Origin of the sequence: Cytobacillus sp. NCCP-133 (assembly GCF_026011715.1) — a bacterium.
Lineage (GTDB): Bacteria > Bacillota > Bacilli > Bacillales > Cytobacillaceae > Cytobacillus.
In genome coordinates this window covers 45,719-62,019 of the sequence record NZ_BRVM01000017.1, presented here as the reverse complement: position 1 = coordinate 62,019, position 16,301 = coordinate 45,719, and the positions used below count along the sequence as shown (strand labels likewise).

Sequence of the window (16,301 nt, the reverse complement as noted above, 5' to 3'; positions counted from 1 at the left end):
CTGATAATCAACAATTTGCTTTGAAACAGTTTTTCCATAAAAAAGCACCCTGTCAATTTGGTCAGGGTGCTGCAAAGTTGAGGCTACTTGGCGTTTTTGGGTATAATGATCCCGTTTAGCCAAATTGCCGCCAACACCCTTTTAAGTCTCTCTGGACATAGTTAAAAAGTGTTATGCTACATTAGTTTTTTTTTCATTTTCAGTTTCAAACATATCTTTCTTTGCTTCTTCTCTGCCTGGAAGAATCAGATTCAGGAGGACGCCGCTAATCGCGGCCAGGGCCATTCCTTCAAGTTTAAATGCCCAGATTTCGATATGCGCTCCGCCAATTCCCAGTACAAGGATGATTGATGCTATAACCAGGTTGCGATTGTTTCCGAAGTCCACTTTGCTGTCAACAAGCATTCTTAAACCGGATGATGCGATGATACCGAACAGCAGGATCGATACTCCGCCCATTACAGGTGTAGGAATGGAACTGATTAAGGCTGTAACCTTACCGATAAATCCGAAAATAATCGCAACGACTGCGGCACCAGCCAGAACATAGACACTGTAGATTTTTGTGATTGCCAATACGCCGATGTTTTCACCGTAAGTTGTTTTTGGCGGTCCCCCAATTAATGCTGAGATCATAGTTCCTGTTCCGTCTGCAAGAATGGAACGGTGCAATCCAGGTTCCTTAATATAATCTTTTCCGACTACTTTTCCAAGTACAAGCTGATGGCCGATATGCTCAGAGATCGTTACTACAGCTACCGGAACCATAAGAAGGGCCAGATCAAGCGTTATCCTTACTTCATAATCTGCGAAAGGAAACAAGAACTCGGGCATTTCAAACCAGGCTGCCTGCTGAACTAATGAGAAATCGATGATGCCCATTGCCAGCGCGTAAACATATCCAATAATGATTCCTGCCAGAATTGGCACCATGCTGAGCATGCCCTTTGCATAGATGGAGAAGATGATTGTAGCTGCCAGAGTTACAAGCGCTACCGAGAAATGCAGCATGCTGTATTCACCTGTTTCAGGGTTATTCATTGCCATGCCGACTGCTGTGCCTGCAAGTGCCAGCCCGATTACGATAATGACTGGGCCTACTACAATTGGCGGAAGCAGATTCATAATCCAGCGATAGCCTGCTTTTTTAATGATTAATGCAACAGCTCCGTAGACAAGGCCTGCCATGAAGCTCCCGATCATGGCTGCCCCCGGGCCACCGGCTGCTTTTGCAGCGATGATTGGAGCGATAAAAGCGAAAGATGAGCCGAGGTATGCCGGTACCTGCCATTTTGTGATGATTAGAAAGGCAATGGTTGCAAGTCCGCTGGAAATCAAGGCAATCGCGGGGTTTAACCCGACCAAGTATGGTACTAAAATGGTTGCTCCAAACATTGCGAATAAGTGCTGTAAGCTTAATGTCAGCCAGTGGGCCGGTGATGGGACGTCTTTTATGTCTAAAATGGGTTTGTTCATTCTAATCTCTCCTCTTTGTTTTAATAAAAAACCCTCTTTGCTATTGTGACGCAAAGAGGGTGCAAGAGGGCAGCAAAAGACAGACGCTTCTGCTGGGTTCCCCTTTGTCAGCCTCTCTGGACTGCATTTAAAAGGACTATTTATTTTTCGTATATACTTACTTGATCGTTTTCATCTACTTCCTTCAGCTCTACTACTATTTTCTCAGAGCTTGAAGTCGGTATGTTTTTCCCTACATAATCAGCTCTGATCGGCAGCTCTCTATGGCCCCGGTCAACTAGGACTGCAAGCTGAATTTGTGACGGCCGACCGATGTCAATCAGGGCATCAAGGGCAGCTCTAACCGTTCTTCCTGTATAAAGGACATCATCCACCAGGATAACCTTTTGATCATTGATGTCCTTTTGGATATCAGAACCTTTGACAAGCGGCTCCTGATTCTCAGTTTTTTTAGTAAGATCATCTCTGTATAAAGTAATATCGAGCTCTCCAACCTCGATTTTTGCTCCTTCTATCTGTTCGATCCGTTCCGCTAAGCGGTTTGCCAGGTATATCCCCCTGGTCCGGATGCCAATCAGGATGCAATTCTCGATTCCTTTGTTTTTCTCAATGATTTCATGGGCAATCCTTGTCAGTGCTCTCCTGATTGCTTGTTCGTCCAGGACACTTGCTTTTTGCTGCATTCTGATCACCTCTTAATAATGCTCTGTTAAATTTGCCTGTTGATTTCCGCTCCAGGCACTCGCTTTCCGCGGGCGGAGTCTCGTGCCTTCCGCTCCATCAACAGGGTGCTAAAATCAACATAGCTTTAATAATTAAAAAACCTCTCACCGATACGGCGAGAGGGTAAACGAAGTCGTCTGCTGCAGAATGAGGATACAGTACCCTCTATTCCAATCCGTTTCCTTCCCAGCCTCACGGGACTGTTTTAAAGGACTTATTCAACTAAAGTCATCTTATAGCACATTTGGATCGTTGTCAACGATTATTTGCAAGATTAGCTATGAGCTCTTGGAAATAAGCAGGAAGCGGTGCCTCAAATTCAAGATACTCACCTGTCCTTGGATGGTCAAATCCAAGCACGCCAGCATGAAGGGCTTGTCCTCCAAGATCTACGGTTTTCCTAGGACCGTATTTTGGATCTCCTGCAAGCGGATAGCCGATATATTTCATATGCACACGGATTTGATGGGTCCTGCCTGTTTCGAGCTGGCACTCCACAAGTGTGAAATCCTTAAAGCGATCGAGAACATGAAAATGAGTGACTGCATGTTTTCCATTGTCCACTACTGTCATACTCTGGCGGTCCTTAGGATCACGGGCAATCGGAGCATCAATCGTTCCATAATCATGGGAAATAACTCCATGCACAATGGCACGGTATTTACGTGTAACAGTTTTTTTCATAAGCTGGTTAACAAGGCTTTCATGTGCCAAATCATTTTTGGCGACCATCAGAAGTCCTGAAGTATCTTTATCAATGCGATGGACGATTCCTGGCCTCATTACACCATTTATCCCTGATAGATCTTTGCAGTGGGCCATCAGGCCGTTTACGAGGGTGCCCGTTCCATGCCCGGCAGCTGGATGGACGACCATTCCTTTAGGTTTATTCACAACAAGGACATCCTGATCTTCATAATAAATATCCAAATCCATTTCTTCTGGCACAACATCCAATTCTTCCGGTTCAGGTATAGTAATACCAATTCGGTCATTCACCGTGCATTTATAATTTGTTTTCGGCTTATGTCCATTTACATGAACATTGCCATCCTTAATCCATTGCTGAACCTGGGTTCTTGACCATTCTTCATTCAGTGTGGATAATACTTTATCTATTCTTTCTCCTGCCTGTCGCTCAGGAATGATGTGTTCCATTTTCTCCATAAGATTTCTCCTTCTTTGCTTCTCTCTCTTCAAGCAGCATCTGGATCATCAGCATGCCTACTCCAATCACTAATGCCGAATCAGCAATATTGAAAACGGGGAAGTCATAGCCAAAAATATAGGTGTTGATAAAATCGACAACCTCTTTCCGATATACCCTGTCAATAAAGTTTCCAATCGCTCCGCCCAGCATTAATCCCAAAGAGACTCCCAGAAGCAATTTGCCTTTAGCCGCTTTTTGAATGTAATAAATAATTCCAATGATGACAATGGCGGTTATCACGTAGAAAAACCACATTTGACCCTGCAGGATGCCCCAGGCAGCGCCACGATTGCGGTGTGATGTTATATAGAGAAAGTCTTCAACAACTTTCACACTTTCTCCCAGTTCAAAGTTCTTTACAATCAGCCATTTTGTCAGCTGGTCAAGAGCAATTACAAACAAAGCGATTATGTAATAAAACACAAAGGCAACCCCCATATCTCATATCATTACCTTTGCATTTTAGCACAAACTAAATAAAAATCACAGCACACGATTAAACTCAATGAAAGATTGATTTCCGGTAGTACTTCCCAAGCTTGCTGCAATCCTCCATTGTTTTCAATGTGGGAATCATTTGAAGCAAATCTTCGGGGAGAAGTTCTCCCGAAATTTCACATTTTCCAAAATCGCCACGTTCAATTTTATTAAGTGTCTGCTCAATATCTTGCAGCTCTTCTAATAAGAGTGGCTTAATTAAAGCGGAACTATTGCCTTCCATCAGCCTTTCCAATATTTCCTGTCTTGTATTACGGAGTTCTGAATATAGCCCTTCTGCTTTTGCATCCATGCCTTTTCCTCCGTTCTATTGGTGTTTCTTTTATTATTTCTCGAAGGCGAATTCAGACACGGGCAAACTTTTAGCAAACGGCACAACATTTAACGAAGGTGGAATTATTTATAAGGTTTCGTTTTTCGTTTTTGCATAGGATTTATAATTTAACTTTTTCCTGCAGCAATCAATAGGAGGCGCAGAGAGTTCTATACAGGAATTCTTAATGAAACACACTTTGAAGTGCTCTTAATCCATGACTTTATTCAGTAATACTGAACGATGAGGTGTTGTGAGCAATCTTAGCAAAAATTTCTATAAACAAACAAAAACAGCCCCCTAATAGTCAGGGGACCGCTCCAATTATTATACCAAATGGCTATAATTATTTTTTACAACGTCAGCACAGCGAGGACAAAGTGTATCATAGCCTTCTGTCTGGCCTACTTCTGGCGTTACAGTCCAGCATCGCTCACATGTTTCGCCTTCCGCTTTGGATACAGCAATTGCTGTGTTTTCAAATTTCATGGTATTTTCAGGAGCATCTTCCAGGCTGCCTGCTACTTCAAAGCCTGAAACAATAAAGAGCTGCTGAAGACTTTCCTTGATGGAATCCAGGAGATTTTTAGCTTGATCGTTTACATATAGGGTGACATTCGCTGTTAGCGATTTGCCGATAACCTTTTCATTGCGGGCTTCTTCCAATGCCTTTAAAACATCATTGCGAAGCTTCATGAATGCTGTCCACTTTTCTTCAAGCAGCTTAGCATTTGGAAGTTCTTGATATTCCGGCATATCTGTTAATTGTACACTATCTTCTTCCACATTAGGGATAAAGCTCCAGACTTCATCTGCAGTATGGGAAAGAATAGGCGCTACAAGTTTTGTAAGAGCCATCAAGCTCTCATACAGCACGGTTTGGATCGCGCGGCGCTCTGCATTATCTTTTGCTTCAATGTAAAGAACATCTTTTGCAAAATCAAGATAGAACGCACTTAAATCCAATGTACAGAAATTATTGACCGCGTGATAAATGCTGGCAAATTCGTATCGGTCATAGGACTCACGGACATTCATGATCAATTTGTTCAGTTTTACAAGCATAAACTGATCTACTTCACGAAGGTTTTCAAATGAAACCGAATCTGTCGCAGGGTTAAAGTCTGCAAGATTTCCAAGCAAGAAACGGAAAGTATTGCGGATCTTTCTGTATACTTCAGCAACCTGTTTCAGGATTGCATCGGAAACACGGACATCAGCCTGGTAATCAACGGAAGCAACCCATAAACGAAGGATGTCAGCACCAAGCTGGTTCATAACTTTAGCCGGTACAACCACGTTGCCGATTGACTTACTCATTTTTCTGCCTTCCCCGTCCAGTGCAAAGCCATGGCTTAGGACACCTTTATAGGGAGCTTTTCCTGTTACAGCTACTGCAGTGGATAGCGAAGAGTTGAACCATCCGCGATACTGGTCAGATCCCTCAAGGTATAAATCTGCTGGACGCTGTAAATCATCGCGTTCTAAAAGTACCGCCTGGTGGGAAGAACCAGAATCAAACCAAACGTCCATGATATCCGTTTCTTTCGTAAATTGGCCGTTCGGGCTGCCAGGATGAGTAAATCCTTCAGGGAGCAATTCCTTCGCTTCTTTTTCAAACCAAATATTTGAACCATTTTCACGGAAGAGATTTGATACATGTGCGATTGTCTCATCTGTGATAATTTCTTCTCCACTTTCAGCATAAAAGACTGGAATTGGCACACCCCACACACGCTGGCGCGAGATACACCAGTCCCCGCGGTCGCGGACCATGTTGAATAATCTTGTTTCCCCCCATGCCGGATACCAGTTTGTTTCCTTTACAGCTTCTAAAAGCTCCTCTCGGAAATCCTTAATGGAAGCAAACCATTGTGCAGTAGCACGGAAAATAACTGGCTTTTTAGTTCTCCAGTCATGCGGATAAGAGTGAGTAACGAATGTCAGCTTTAAGAGTGCGCCAACCTCCTTAAGTTTTTCGGTGATCGGCTTGTTGGCTGCGTCATAGAACAAGCCTTCAAAGCCAGGAGCTTCATTAGTCATATTTCCCTTATCGTCAACAGGGCATAAAACATCAAGTCCATATTTCATACTTACATGGAAGTCGTCTTCCCCATGGCCAGGAGCTGTATGAACGCAGCCAGTACCTGCTTCTGTTGTTACATGTTCACCCAGCATAACAAGGGAATCGCGGCCATATAGAGGATGCTCTGCAATTACATGTTCAAGCTCGTATCCTTTAACTATTTTGACAACCTTATGCTCTTCCCATTCAAGCTCACTTGCTACAGCTGATAATAGATCTTCAGCAACAAGATACTTATTTCCCGATGTTTCAGCAACTACATAATTTAATTCTGGATGAACAGAAATACCAAGATTAGCTGGAATCGTCCATGGAGTTGTTGTCCAGATGACCATTTGGATATCATGATCAAGCACGTTTTTTCCATCTTTCACTTTAAATCCAACGAAGATGGATGGAGAACGTTTATCTTTGTATTCAATTTCCGCTTCTGCCAAAGCAGATTCAGATGAAGGTGACCAATAAACAGGCTTTTTACCCTTGTAAATATAACCTTTTTTCGCCATTTCACCGAATACTTTAATCTGCTGTGCTTCGTACTCGGGCTTTAGAGTAATATACGGATTTTCCCAGTCACCGCGAACTCCCAATCGTTTAAATTGGTCGCGCTGGCTGTCAATTTGTTCATATGCATATTCTTCACAAAGCTTACGGAATTCCGCAACACTCATTTCTTTGCGCTTAACCCCTTTATTAGTCAAAGCCTGCTCAATAGGCAAACCGTGTGTATCCCATCCAGGAACGTATGGTGCTTTATAGCCAGTCATTGACTTAGATCGAACGATGAAATCCTTTAAAATCTTGTTCAGTGCATGGCCAATATGGATATCGCCATTCGCATATGGAGGCCCGTCGTGCAGCACGAACATTGGACGGTCTTTTGTGCGCTCCTGAACCTGTTCATAAATTTCAATTTCTTCCCATTTTTTCTGAATTTCAGGTTCGCGCTTAGGTAGATTTCCGCGCATAGGGAATTCTGTTTTCGGCATTAATAAACTATCTTTGTAATCCATTCCATTTCCTCCTGTATAAAGTGAAACTTTAAATACCATGATTGCCAATTAAAGGAAAGATGCATCATCAGAGAATATAAGAAATGAGCGGGGCGCCTTGCCCACCTCCGACATGCACAAGAGGAGCCTCCCCAAAAGGCGTCCTATGCCTTTTGAGAATCGGCTTGTGCCTCAAAGGGGTAGGCTGCTTGCGCTAGACAGTCCTCTAAGCTCAAAGGGATATAAATGCTGATATCAAAAAAACCTTCTCATCCCAAAAAGGGACGAGAAGGTTTTATTCTCCCGCGGTACCACCCTTGTAGACGGATTATTTCAATATTCCGTCCGCTCAAAGCATTCTTAACGTGAATGATTCGCCTTGGCCTACTAATCCTAAGATGTTCGGCAAGGAACTCAAGGGTGATTTTCCGGATTTCCGCTTATTCCCGGGCTTCCACCGTCCCCGGCTCGCTAACAGACGTGCCGCTGCACTTCTGCACTTAAGCTAAAAAGCTGTACTATCCCTCTCATCGTTCGTAACCATGGTATTTACTTTGTTTTAAAATTATATGCGATATCGCAAGCTTTCGTCAAGCCAGTGATTCTTCCTCTTTTTTTATTGATTTCAGGTCAGTAGAGTCAAGCTTATACTCCATCAGATGATCCCAATCATCGTTGTTCAGCATATCAAGCTGTGCTTCAACGAGCATTTTGAAACGTGTTCTGAAAACCTTGGATTGTTTTTTCAAGTCTTCAATATCCAAAGCAATTTTTCGAGCTTTCGATAATGACTCATTAACAATCCTGTCAGCATTCTTTTCCGCTTCCTTAATAATCAGCTTTGCTTCCTTGTGTGCATTGCGCCTTACTTCTTCTGCAGCTTCCTGTGCCACCACAATGGATTTATTCAAAGTCTCTTCAATTGTAGTAAAGTGGCCAATGCGATCGTTAACCTCATTGAGCTTCTCTTCAAGTTCCTTTTTTTCTCTGATCAGGATTTCATAATCTTTAATGATTTGGTCGAGGAACTCATTTACTTCATCTTCATCATATCCTCGGAATCCTTTGCTGAATTCCTTGTTATGAATATCTAACGGTGTTAATGGCATAGGTGCCACCTCCCAGATCTGTTGTTCTTATGTAAAAATTTGACTTAGCCTGCTGGTTCTTTTCCATTATAGCAGACTATTCTATCTTTTGACTTATTTATTCGACAGGTTGCATCAAATCCCTTCATTTTTTCAAATTATTTTTGTCTTCCAGCAATAATTCTCCATTTTTCCTTCTTCGTTTTTCCATCAATCTCCATGATCTTTGAACGCCCTTGTCCCCTGACAGAAATTATATCCCTTTCCTTGCATTCAAAGGCGGGATTTTCCACTAATGTCCAATTGATCTTAACAATCCGCTGCTGGATATAAGCCTGAGATTTTTGCCTGGAAAGATTATATATAGCTGAAATAACAGTATCCAATCTTAAGGATGATGATGTTACAGAACATTCTTTCCACTCATCACTGGTCTGAATCGCTTCGGCAAAGGGCTTCTTACTAAGAGTGACAGAGGCTCTTCCGATTGTCTCGAGCTGCAATCGAACATAGTCTTCAATTTCTTCAGATACAAAAAATTGGATCCGCTCATCAGCAAAAAGAATATCTCCGAACTTACTGCGCTTTAGCCCCAGAGACATAAGACTGCCTAAAACCTGTGGATGATCTAAGGTAACAAATTTTTTAGGATAATCTATTTCAAACAGGCAGATTTGAAAATCATCCTGGCCGCTTTCATAATAATCAGGAAAAATAAGACCCCTTTTCCTTTCTGCATCATTTGTACCCCCAAATAAATCCACTAGGATTCCGGAATGCTGGCCAATGATACTTTTAAGGATTAGCTGTTCTCTAGGGTCAAGAAATTCAGTGACCTTTGGAGCATAGGTATTATCCACTTGGTCCTTCCAATTAAGGACTTGGTCAATAAACTCTTTTTCCTCCGGACGGTAATGCTGGTAGATGCTCATTTACTTATCGGAAACCTCCTTTTTCACAAAATAAAAAAGGGCCATAATAGCCCCCCCTTTTTATGGTTATGCAATCCATTGGTACAATTGATGTAATCCCCCGGTAGCAAAGCGCAGAACCAAGATGGCGACAATCGGAGAAATATCAATCATGCCAAGCGGAGGAATGATTTTGCGGAATGGCTCAAGATACGGTTCGCAAATTCTTGCCAGGAACTTTCCAAGTGCAGATTCTTTAGCATTTGGAAACCAGGACAGGAGAATATAAATGATCAATGCCCATGAATAATAATAAATTGCTTGTGATAAGATTCCAAATAAAAATTCCATTAAAAGTTACCACCTCGTATTTTCTAATTCTTGTTCCTTCATCAATTGTGAAATATTGCCTGAAACTTCAACATTATCAGGCGTACACAGGAAAATGTCTGTCCCGACCTTTTGAATATCTCCACCGATCGCATAAACAGTTCCACTTAAAAAATCAACGATGCGTTTCGCCTGATCTTTTTCGATCCGCTGCAGGTTCACCACAACTGCTCTTCTATTTTTAAGCTGGTCAGAAATGTCTTGAGCTTCAGCATAAACTCGCGGTTCAACAAGGACCACTTTAGAAGACTTTTGCACACTTTGCAGGCTGACAACATTTTGCTTTTGCACAGTCTGGTTCTGTTTCTGCGGCTGCCTTACCGGTTCTCTTTCTTCTTCGATGATTTCCTCTTCCTTATAGTCATATTCATCATCCAGGAAGAAAAATGTTTTAAATTTAGATTTTATACTCATTTTATTAAACCTCCTGATCCTTTTCGCCAACTAAAGCCGTTCCAATTCTCACCATAGTTGCCCCTTCTTCAATGGCAATGGAGAAATCATTGGACATGCCCATTGATAGCTCTGCGCAGGGAGCGAATTCATAATTTAAATCTCTCACCTTTGATTGAAGGTCTTTCAGCTTCCGGAAACAGGAACGCAGCAGATCCTCATCGGACGTGAACGGAGCCATAGTCATAAGGCCGATGATATGCAGGTTCTTATATTCAGCAAGTTTTGAAATGAATTCGAATAAATCTTCTGGCTCTATTCCCTGCTTCGACTCCTCACCTGAGACATTAACCTGAACAAAACAATTGATTTTCCGACCTGCCCGTTTATCGATTTCTTTTGCAAGTGATATTCGATCAAGTGAATGAATAAAATCAACTTTATCAATTATATTTTTCACCTTGCGCGTCTGAAGGGTACCAATAAAATGCCAGGTTGGTTTGTCTCCTAAAACCTCCCACTTGGCAAGAAGGCCCTCATCTCTATTTTCTCCTAAATGACGAACTCCTGCCTCGATGGCTTCCAGGGCCCTCTCAACTGATACATATTTGGTTACTGCAATTACCGTAATATCTTCAGGTTTACGGTTTGCTTTTTCACACGCTTCCTGTATTGCAGACCTAATTTGGTTATAATTCTCTTTTACTTTCATTTAGCTTTGGACTTCCTCCTTCCAGCCAATAAAGCTCATCATTCTGCCTGTTCTCCCTTTATCTCTTCTGTGGGAGAAAAAGTAGTCTTTTTGGCAGCTTGTACAATAATCCGTAAGCTTTATATTATCTTCCGAAATCCCTGCATTCATAAGAATTTGCTTATTAAGCTCCTTCAAGTCAAGATGGTACTGATTATCTTTAATTAAATTATATGGCTTTGCCTCGACATCTTCTAGTATTTTTTGCACTTTTGAAATGACACGATTATCGACAATATAACAATTTTTGCAAATAGAAGGGCCTATCACTGCCTGTACCTCGCTTAATAAGATGCCCTCATTAATGTACATTCTGGCCATTTCTTTTCCAATTCCGCCGACCGTTCCCTTCCAGCCTGCATGTGCAATCCCAATCGCTCCAGTATTTTCGTGCATAAAATAAAGCGGCACACAATCTGCATAACAGAGGGTTAACAGAATCCCTTTATCATATGTAAAAAAACCATCTGTCCCGGAAAATGAGTCCTCGTAAACGAAAGCTCCTTTCCCCTGATCTTTCCTAAAGACCTTTTGGATTCTTACTTGATGTGTTTGCTCTGCACCAACCCATTTTTCCTGAGAAAAACCAAGCAAGTCAGCCACATGCTTTCGATTTTGGCTGACTGCTTCATGTCTGTCATTTACGTGAAGCCCCAAATTTAAGGCTTCGAACCCATTTTGACTGCAGCCTCCATTCTTGGTTGTAAATCCTGCTGTTATAGCAGGAAAACGATTGGTCCATTCTTTTATAAGAAAATACTCATCATTTTTCAAAGTAAATGGTTCCATTACTATTACCCCATCATATTTTTCTATAGTTTACCATACAGTTAGGGCTGTTTACAGTTTTAACAGCTCTTTAAGCCTCTTCCTCAATAAATTTTACCTCAGATATGTCCTTATAGCGCACCAATATAACATCTTCCCCTATTTTCAAAATATTCTTCCAAGGAATGACAATGTCCTCATCCTTGCCAAAGAAACCTAGAACTTTCCCTGCTCCGCCTATTATAATTGCTTCAATTTTGCCCGTATTTATATTTATATCTATGTCCCCTATATTGCCAAGCTTCCTTCCATCTGCAACATTGACAACATCCTTCATCTGAAATTCGGATATTTTCACCATCGAGCCTCCACTCCCAATTTTATGTTCTTATTAAATATATGTTAGCTGCTATATGAAAAATGTTAGAAAAGGAGCGAAAAGTGCCCAGCTTTAGGGTTAAAAGCAAAAAGCAGCCGATACGGCTGCTTAGCTTTGAATATTTTTATTCATTTGTTTAATGGCCGCTTTTTCAAGCCTGGAGACTTGCGCTTGAGAAATGCCAATTTCCTCAGCTACTTCCATTTGCGTCTTGCCTTGGAAGAAGCGTTTTCTTAAAATCAGTTTTTCTCTTTCATTTAGCCTCCGCATGCCTTCTTTTAATGCTATTTCCTCTATCCATTGAATATCCTTGTTACGTTCATCGCTCAATTGATCCATCACATAAATCGGATCTCCGCCATCATTATAGATTGGTTCAAATAAGGAGACAGGATCCTGAATAGCGTCTAAAGCGAAAACGATTTCCTCATGAGGAACATCGAGTTCTTTTGCAATTTCTTCTGCTGTCGGTTCTCTTGACGTTTTGCTCATTAATCGTTCTCGCACTTGCAGGGCTTTGTAGGCTATATCCCTCAATGACCGCGATACGCGTATTGGATTATTATCCCGCAAGTACCTGCGGATTTCCCCAATAATCATTGGTACTGCATAGGTGGAAAACTTAACGTTTTGACTTAAATCAAAATTATCAATAGATTTCATGAGACCGATACAGCCGACCTGGAACAGGTCATCAACAAATTCGCCCCTGTTATTAAACCGCTGAATTACACTTAATACGAGACGCAAGTTGCCATTGACGAGTTTTTCCCGTGCGGTTATATCCCCCTTATGCATTTGCTTGAAGAGCTCTCTCATTTCTTCGTTTTTTAAAACTGGAAGCTTTGAAGTATCTACACCGCAAATTTCTACTTTATTTCGAGTCAATCATTTCCCTCCTCACAGGAGCTGCTGTACAAAAAACAGTATCTCCTTGAGAAGGAAAAATATGCACAGGCTATTTCAGCCACAGGATGGGCAATTGCTCGAAACATCATCAATACTAGGTTTTCGACTTGCGAATTTTTGTAAAAAAATTTTAATGCTATCCTTAAAAAGTGTTCCGACTTTTCTAGACCATTTTATTAAATTCTTTCTTTAATCGCTTAATGATTCTTTTTTCCAAACGTGAAATATAGGATTGAGAAATACCAAGCATATCAGCAACGTCTTTTTGTGTTTTTTCTTCACCAGATCCCAGACCGAACCGTAATTCCATGATTTGCTTTTCCCTGTCAGATAGTTGATGCAGCGCCTTCAACAGAAGCTTTTTATCAACATTGGCTTCCAAATCTTTGGTTATGATGTCGTCCTCAGTGCCAAGAACGTCTGACAGCAGCAATTCATTTCCATCCCAATCAATGTTCAGCGGCTCGTCAAATGAGACTTCAGAACGAATTTTATTGTTTCTTCTTAAGTACATTAGGATCTCATTCTCTATACAGCGGGAGGCGTATGTAGCAAGCTTAATTTTTTTCTCCGGGTTAAAGGTATTGACTGCTTTAATCAGCCCAATTGTTCCAATGCTGATTAAATCCTCAATATTGATGCCTGTGTTTTCAAATTTACGTGCAATATAAACAACTAGTCTGAGATTTCTCTCAATAAGAATCGACCTGGCAGCTTTATCGCCTTTAGGGAGCTTAATCAAAAGCATTTCTTCTTCTTCCTTGCTGAGAGGAGGAGGGAGTGCTTCGCTGCCGCCTATATAATAAACTTCATCCGTTTTGATCCCCAGTTTTATTAATAATTTATACCAATAATAGGATAAGCGAAGTTTCAACTTTTTCATAATTTGTCCTCCTTCTACATTATGTTTTGGCAGAGTATAGTGTATTAACTTACCTTTGCATCGGGATGTGTTTTGCTTCTGCCAGTGAGCATTTTTGGATGTACAATACATTGGAAAGCATCATCTGCTGACAGCTGCTGCATAGAAAAGGAAACCAATCCTTTATCTGCTTCAATTGTTTCGTTATCATCCTTTTCAAATGCGATGCGGTCAGGTTTGAATGCAATGATCAGCTGATGTTCTTGTCCAACAACTTTGCATGGTATAACCCTCATTTTATGATCCCACTCTCCGCCAATTGAATCATTGCCCATCATTATTTCTTCGGGGCTTCCGGCAATTTTAATAATTTCTTCAGGAAATTCTTCCAGCCTTTTTTCGATTGATATGAACATAACAGGCATTTTTGAAATTGGGTCATAAAGCTGATTTCCGCTGTCAATCAGGCCTGTGAACCGATATTCCGTTCCATTAATGACAATCAGCACCTTGATTAGAGAGTCGTATTGAATTTTAGTCATTTCAATTCCTTCTATATTCCTTTTAGAAAAATGCCAGACCAAAGGAAAACCCAAGAGCACAAACAGCCAGCTGATCGGATCTCCGAACCCCTGTACACTTGCCATCATGACAGAAGAAGAAGCTTGAAAATCAAACTTAATAAAATAATGGATTCCAATTAATGACCCGCCAATTAAAAATGTCGAAAAATAGAACGTCATGAGACTTTTTAAAAAGGTTCGCAGTCTCTTGAATCCAAAAACAGTGAAGACCATAACAATTGAGAAACATAATTTAGTAATGGGATGTCCTGAATAGGAATTTAATGGTGTAAAAACTAATAAGATAATAATCGATCCTATTAAGCCTCCCGCAAAAATTCTCCAAAGGCGAACTTCTCTTTTTAAAATAATGGCTGTCAAATAAAGGAGGAGGCTATCAAACAGAAAGTTTAATGCCCAAATAATATCTAAATAAACCGCCAAATATCTTCCCCCTTAATACTTCTGCTCTAAAAAAATTCAAATGGAAAAGTCAAAATTTCATGGAGTTGTAATTCTATGAATCTGTTAGAAAAAAGTATACCCCACAACAGCAGTTAAAGTGTGTCACTTTCTGTAAACAAAACGATAGAGATTTTCTCTATTCCCTTCGGATTTTGTCAGTATTTTTCCTTTTATACCCCTTAGAGGTCTTAGAGGTGTGATGTACATCACATATTTCTTTTTTTATATGACCTATAATGACAGTGAAAATATAAAAAAAGGAGTTTTGCTGTTATGCTAGACACTAAAACTATTGAAATTATTAAAAGCACTGTACCTGTACTTGAAAAACATGGTGAGGATATTACAAGAACTTTTTATAAGCTAATGTTTACAAATCACCCGGAATTATTGAATATCTTTAACCATGCAAATCAAAAGCAAGGACGGCAGCAAAAGGCACTTGCAAACTCTGTTTATGCTGCTGCAAAATATATTGACAATTTAGAGGTCATCCTTCCTGTTGTTACACAAATTGCCCATAAGCACCGTTCATTAGGAATAAAACCGGAGCATTATCCGATTGTTGGAGAGCATTTAATCCTGGCAATAAAAGAAGTTCTTAAAGAGGCTGCAACCGAGGAAATTATCGAAGCTTGGACAAAAGCCTATGGAGTAATTGCAGATGCTTTTATCGGCCTGGAAAAAAACCTTTATGAAGAAGCCGCTCAAAAGCAAGGGGGCTGGAATGACTTTAGGACATTCACCGTTGCAAAGAAGATTAAAGAAAGTGAGGTCATTACTTCATTCTACTTCAGTCCGATTGATGGAGGGGAAATTGCAAGTTACCTTCCTGGACAATATATTAGTGTGAAAGTTAATATCCCTGGAGAAGAATATACTCATATTCGCCAATACAGCCTATCCGATTCTCCTGAAAAATCTTACTACCGCATTTCTGTTAAGAAAGAAGAAGGAACTGACATAAAGCCAGAAGGAAAGGTTTCCAATTATATTCACAACAATCTAAATGAAGGCGACCAAATTGAAATTAGTGCCCCAGCTGGAGAATTCGTTCTAGAGCAGACCGATAAACCGGTCGTTCTCCTCAGTGGCGGAGTTGGCATCACCCCTATGCTCAGCATGCTGCATCACCTGGATGCATCAGAAATCAGCAGCGAAACTACTTTTATCCATGCAGCACTTAATGGCAATGTCCATGCTTTTGCGGATGAAGTCAAAGAAATTGAGGAAAATAACCCACTTGTTAAGGCGTATTTCTGCTATGACAAACCTACAGATAAGGATCGGAAAGAGAAAGTCTTTCATAAGGAAGGCTATGTGACTTCTGACTGGCTGCAAACAATAGTATCAAATAAAGAGAGCCAGGTTTACATGTGCGGACCTGTTCCTTTCATGCAAGCGATGTATGAAGCATTACTGGAAGCAGGGTTTAAAAAAGAGAATATCCGTTACGAATTCTTTGGCCCTTCATTAGAGTTAAAAGAAACGCAAAACGCTTAAAACAAAAAAGCATGGCTCCTC

General features: G+C 40.8%; 17 protein-coding genes. 1 reads left to right on the top strand and 16 read right to left on the bottom strand.

Features of this window, described 5'->3' with window-relative positions; genetic code table 11:
* Window positions 1–171: 171 nt before the first annotated feature.
* The 16 genes from NCCP133_RS17210 to spoIIGA form a co-directional block, all read right to left on the bottom strand.
* Complete coding sequence (locus NCCP133_RS17210; RefSeq protein WP_264806324.1) at window positions 172–1,476, bottom strand: solute carrier family 23 protein; 1,305 nt, start codon at window positions 1,474–1,476, stop codon at window positions 172–174.
* Between the two features lie 140 nt (window positions 1,477–1,616).
* Complete coding sequence (pyrR, locus tag NCCP133_RS17205; protein ID WP_264806323.1) at window positions 1,617–2,159, bottom strand: bifunctional pyr operon transcriptional regulator/uracil phosphoribosyltransferase PyrR; 543 nt, start codon at window positions 2,157–2,159, stop codon at window positions 1,617–1,619.
* Window positions 2,160–2,454: 295 nt separating this feature from the next.
* A complete protein-coding gene (locus NCCP133_RS17200) occupies window positions 2,455–3,366 on the bottom strand; it encodes an RluA family pseudouridine synthase (RefSeq protein ID WP_264806322.1) in 912 nt (303 codons plus the stop codon).
* On the bottom strand, window positions 3,338–3,832 hold the full coding sequence (gene lspA, locus NCCP133_RS17195) for a signal peptidase II (RefSeq protein ID WP_264806321.1): 495 nt from the start codon (window positions 3,830–3,832) through the stop codon (window positions 3,338–3,340). Before lspA ends, NCCP133_RS17200 begins: the two co-directional genes overlap by 29 nt.
* A 79-nt stretch (window positions 3,833–3,911) precedes the next feature.
* Entirely contained in the window at window positions 3,912–4,199 is a 288-nt protein-coding gene (locus NCCP133_RS17190; protein ID WP_264806320.1) for a hypothetical protein, read from the bottom strand.
* A 348-nt stretch (window positions 4,200–4,547) separates the two neighbouring features.
* Window positions 4,548–7,319 (bottom strand): isoleucine--tRNA ligase, encoded by a 2,772-nt coding sequence (ileS, locus tag NCCP133_RS17185; RefSeq protein ID WP_264806318.1) that lies wholly within the window; start codon window positions 7,317–7,319, stop codon window positions 4,548–4,550.
* 569 nt (window positions 7,320–7,888) lie between these two features.
* Window positions 7,889–8,407, bottom strand: a complete 519-nt coding sequence (locus NCCP133_RS17180) for a DivIVA domain-containing protein (RefSeq protein ID WP_264806317.1) — start codon at window positions 8,405–8,407, stop codon at window positions 7,889–7,891.
* Between the two features lie 137 nt (window positions 8,408–8,544).
* Entirely contained in the window at window positions 8,545–9,318 is a 774-nt protein-coding gene (locus NCCP133_RS17175; RefSeq protein ID WP_264806316.1) for a YlmH family RNA-binding protein, read from the bottom strand.
* A 66-nt stretch (window positions 9,319–9,384) separates the two neighbouring features.
* Window positions 9,385–9,648, bottom strand: a complete 264-nt coding sequence (locus NCCP133_RS17170; RefSeq protein ID WP_264806315.1) for a YggT family protein — start codon at window positions 9,646–9,648, stop codon at window positions 9,385–9,387.
* 6 nt (window positions 9,649–9,654) lie between these two features.
* Window positions 9,655–10,101 (bottom strand): cell division protein SepF, encoded by a 447-nt coding sequence (locus NCCP133_RS17165; RefSeq protein ID WP_264806314.1) that lies wholly within the window; start codon window positions 10,099–10,101, stop codon window positions 9,655–9,657.
* Window positions 10,102–10,105: 4 nt separating this feature from the next.
* Window positions 10,106–10,792 (bottom strand): YggS family pyridoxal phosphate-dependent enzyme, encoded by a 687-nt coding sequence (locus NCCP133_RS17160; protein ID WP_264806313.1) that lies wholly within the window; start codon window positions 10,790–10,792, stop codon window positions 10,106–10,108.
* Window positions 10,793–11,620 carry a peptidoglycan editing factor PgeF gene (gene pgeF / locus NCCP133_RS17155; protein ID WP_264806312.1) on the bottom strand — a complete coding sequence of 276 codons (828 nt, stop codon included), beginning with the start codon at window positions 11,618–11,620 and terminating at the stop codon, window positions 10,793–10,795. It abuts the gene before it with no gap.
* A 70-nt stretch (window positions 11,621–11,690) separates the two neighbouring features.
* The gene (locus NCCP133_RS17150) at window positions 11,691–11,960 is read right to left on the bottom strand and encodes a YlmC/YmxH family sporulation protein (RefSeq protein WP_264806311.1); all 270 of its coding nucleotides are present in this window, start codon (window positions 11,958–11,960) and stop codon (window positions 11,691–11,693) included.
* 126 nt (window positions 11,961–12,086) lie between these two features.
* Window positions 12,087–12,866 (bottom strand): RNA polymerase sporulation sigma factor SigG, encoded by a 780-nt coding sequence (gene sigG / locus NCCP133_RS17145; protein WP_026041699.1) that lies wholly within the window; start codon window positions 12,864–12,866, stop codon window positions 12,087–12,089.
* A 184-nt stretch (window positions 12,867–13,050) separates the two neighbouring features.
* Complete coding sequence (sigE, locus tag NCCP133_RS17140) at window positions 13,051–13,770, bottom strand: RNA polymerase sporulation sigma factor SigE (RefSeq protein ID WP_009330857.1); 720 nt, start codon at window positions 13,768–13,770, stop codon at window positions 13,051–13,053.
* A 44-nt stretch (window positions 13,771–13,814) separates the two neighbouring features.
* A complete protein-coding gene (spoIIGA, locus tag NCCP133_RS17135) occupies window positions 13,815–14,756 on the bottom strand; it encodes a sigma-E processing peptidase SpoIIGA (protein ID WP_264806310.1) in 942 nt (313 codons plus the stop codon).
* Between the two features lie 294 nt (window positions 14,757–15,050).
* Here spoIIGA and hmpA point away from each other — a divergent pair, with 294 nt between their 5' ends.
* Window positions 15,051–16,280 carry an NO-inducible flavohemoprotein gene (hmpA, locus tag NCCP133_RS17130; protein WP_264806309.1) on the top strand — a complete coding sequence of 410 codons (1,230 nt, stop codon included), beginning with the start codon at window positions 15,051–15,053 and terminating at the stop codon, window positions 16,278–16,280.
* The last annotated feature ends 21 nt before the right edge of the window (window positions 16,281–16,301 follow it).

What these genes read in the sequence shown, in the direction of transcription:
- NCCP133_RS17180 (WP_264806317.1), bottom strand. Translation starts at nt 8,407, where the DNA reads ATGCCATTAACACCGTTAGATATTCATAACAAGGAATTCAGCAAAGGA.
- NCCP133_RS17200 (WP_264806322.1), bottom strand. Translation starts at nt 3,366, where the DNA reads ATGGAGAAAATGGAACACATCATTCCTGAGCGACAGGCAGGAGAAAGA.
- NCCP133_RS17175 (WP_264806316.1), bottom strand. Translation starts at nt 9,318, where the DNA reads ATGAGCATCTACCAGCATTACCGTCCGGAGGAAAAAGAGTTTATTGAC.
- NCCP133_RS17160 (WP_264806313.1), bottom strand. Translation starts at nt 10,792, where the DNA reads ATGAAAGTAAAAGAGAATTATAACCAAATTAGGTCTGCAATACAGGAA.
- hmpA (WP_264806309.1), top strand. Translation starts at nt 15,051, where the DNA reads ATGCTAGACACTAAAACTATTGAAATTATTAAAAGCACTGTACCTGTA.
- pgeF (WP_264806312.1), bottom strand. Translation starts at nt 11,620, where the DNA reads ATGGAACCATTTACTTTGAAAAATGATGAGTATTTTCTTATAAAAGAA.
- NCCP133_RS17190 (WP_264806320.1), bottom strand. Translation starts at nt 4,199, where the DNA reads ATGGATGCAAAAGCAGAAGGGCTATATTCAGAACTCCGTAATACAAGA.
- NCCP133_RS17165 (WP_264806314.1), bottom strand. Translation starts at nt 10,101, where the DNA reads ATGAGTATAAAATCTAAATTTAAAACATTTTTCTTCCTGGATGATGAA.
- pyrR (WP_264806323.1), bottom strand. Translation starts at nt 2,159, where the DNA reads ATGCAGCAAAAAGCAAGTGTCCTGGACGAACAAGCAATCAGGAGAGCA.
- NCCP133_RS17170 (WP_264806315.1), bottom strand. Translation starts at nt 9,648, where the DNA reads ATGGAATTTTTATTTGGAATCTTATCACAAGCAATTTATTATTATTCA.
- NCCP133_RS17150 (WP_264806311.1), bottom strand. Translation starts at nt 11,960, where the DNA reads ATGGTGAAAATATCCGAATTTCAGATGAAGGATGTTGTCAATGTTGCA.
- sigE (WP_009330857.1), bottom strand. Translation starts at nt 13,770, where the DNA reads ATGAAAAAGTTGAAACTTCGCTTATCCTATTATTGGTATAAATTATTA.
- NCCP133_RS17210 (WP_264806324.1), bottom strand. Translation starts at nt 1,476, where the DNA reads ATGAACAAACCCATTTTAGACATAAAAGACGTCCCATCACCGGCCCAC.
- ileS (WP_264806318.1), bottom strand. Translation starts at nt 7,319, where the DNA reads ATGGATTACAAAGATAGTTTATTAATGCCGAAAACAGAATTCCCTATG.